The organism is Hymenobacter agri (assembly GCF_054778495.1).
The window spans coordinates 1-2,195 of the sequence record NZ_BAAGZM010000663.1 but is presented as its reverse complement, the minus strand read 5'-3'; the positions used below and the strand labels follow the sequence as shown (position 1 = coordinate 2,195).

Below are 2,195 nucleotides of genomic sequence, written 5' to 3'. Positions count from 1 at the left end.
GGTTGCTACTGGCGGGCGTGTTGCTGCTATTCGCGGCGCTGGTGCGGGCCGTGAACCTGCGCGCCGCGCCCGGGCCCGGCAGCTACCAAAGTGCCGTGCTGGTGGTGCTGCTGGTGGCGCTGACCTCGGCTACGGGCGCGCTGGCGCTGTACGCGCATTTCGAAAAGCAGCTACTAGTGGATAAGCAGCGCTTAGCGGGCAATCTGCTCATCGATAACGACTTTCAGGGGGAGTTTCTGCTGAGTGAGCAGATGCGCAAAATTGCCGTCGACCCATTTGTGCGGCGCTCGCTCACGGCGGCTTTTGGCAACCCCGAAGCAGTGCGCGAGCGCATTGCCCGGCAATACCTGAGCGATTATTTCGACAAGTACGAAAGCAATATTACCCTCTATGACGCGCCGGGCGAGGCCGTGGGCGCCCCATCGGGCACGCCCAATCTGCTGGCCGCACGCATCAATACCGCCCGCACGGCCACGGCCACGGGCCAGGCCGGGGTGTTTCTGATGCAGTCGGGCAATCCGTTTGGCTCGCGGCGCTACGTGGCCTACATCACCGTGCCCGGGCAGCGGGTGAATGGTATAGGGCTGCCGCTGGGCGCGGTGCGGGTGGAGCTCAGCCTGAAAAAACTGACGTCGTACAGCGTGCTGCCAGAATTGCTAGTCGACCAGAAATACTTCGAGCCCGGCCTCGCCACCGAGCTGAGCTATGCGGGCTACAGCCACGGGCAACTGGTGTATAGCGAGGGTGACTTCGACTACGCCAACCGCCTGCCGGCCGACCTGCTGGCCGACCCGCGCCTCTATTCCACCGGCTTGGCGCGCAAGGGCTACCAGCATTTTGGCGTGCGGGGCTCGTTGGGCCGCACCGTGGTTGTGACGACGGCCACGTACTCGGCGGCCGACTGGCTGGCGAACTTCTCGTTTCAGTTTCTGCTGTCGGCGGGCTTCTGGCTGGTGCTGGGGGCCGGGGGGCTGCTGGTACGCGACCGGGCCCTGCCACGCCTCAACTTCAGTACCCGCATTCAATTGCTGCTGAACGTGGGCATTGTAGTGCCGCTGTTGGTGGTGAGCATTGCGACCGCCAGCCAGCTCATTGCTTCCTACAAGCGCGACCTGGCCCGCACCTACGAACGCCGCGGGCAACTGGCCCTTGAAAGCCTGCGCCGGCAGCGCCATTTGCTATCCGACAGCACGGCGCGACCTACGCTGGCGGCGCTGGCCAAAAACGTGGCCGCCCTCACCGAAACCGACCTGAACCTGTACGATGCGCACGGCGAGCTACTTTCGAGCAGCCAGCCGCTGATTTTCGATGCCGGCCTGCTGGGGCCGCTGCTGAACCCGCAAGCCATGGTGGCCCTGCGCGAGCGCAACCGTCCCCGGGCGCGGCTGACGGAGCGGGCGGGCTCGCTGTCGTTCAACTCGCTGTACCTGCCGGTGCGGGCCGGCGCGGGCGAAAAGGTGGTGGCCGATTTGGCTGGCCACACCATCGGCCGGGGCACCCGGCGCGCGGCGGCCAAATACGCGGTGAAGTCGCCATTTGACGACGATGATGGGTCGTCGGCCGATGAGCTGGCCGCGCCTACCGGGACTATTCTGGGCTACGTGGGCATTCCCTTCTTCGACTCGGAAAAGGCCCTCAATACCAAGCTGACGGAGCTGTTTACGACTATTCTGAACATTTTCACGCTGATGTTCCTGGTGTTTCTGGGGCTGGCTTACGTGGCGGCGCGACAGCTCACGGCCCCGCTCACGCTCATCACCGAAAAGCTCACGCAAACCACGCTCACGGGCGAAAACGAGCTGCTCGACTACCGCAGCTCCGACGACGAGATTGGCCTGCTGGTGCGCGAGTACAACGCCATGCTCACCAAGCTGGAGGCCAGCAAGCGCGAGCTGGCGGCCCAGGAGAAGGAGGCGGCCTGGCGCGAAATGGCCCGGCAGGTGGCCCACGAAATTAAGAACCCGCTAACGCCGATGAAGCTGAGCCTGCAATTCCTGCAGAAAGCCATTGCCGAGCGCCGGCCCAACTCGGAGGAGCTGATTGGGCGCATCTCCCAAACGCTCATCACCCAGATTGACGTGCTGAGCGACATCGCCACCAGCTTCAGCACCTTCACCAACCTGCCGGCCATGCGTCCCGAGCGCCTCGACGTGGCCGAGGTGCTGCGGCGCTGCGCCGGCCTGCACCAGCCCGAC

At 64.8% G+C, this 2,195-nt stretch carries 1 protein-coding gene; it reads left to right on the top strand.

The window, feature by feature from the left end; genetic code table 11:
• Positions 1-17: 17 nt before the first annotated feature.
• Positions 18-2,195: histidine kinase dimerization/phospho-acceptor domain-containing protein (locus ACYVDE_RS20790; protein WP_460503449.1), on the top strand; the 2,178-nt coding region annotated here is incomplete at its 3' end.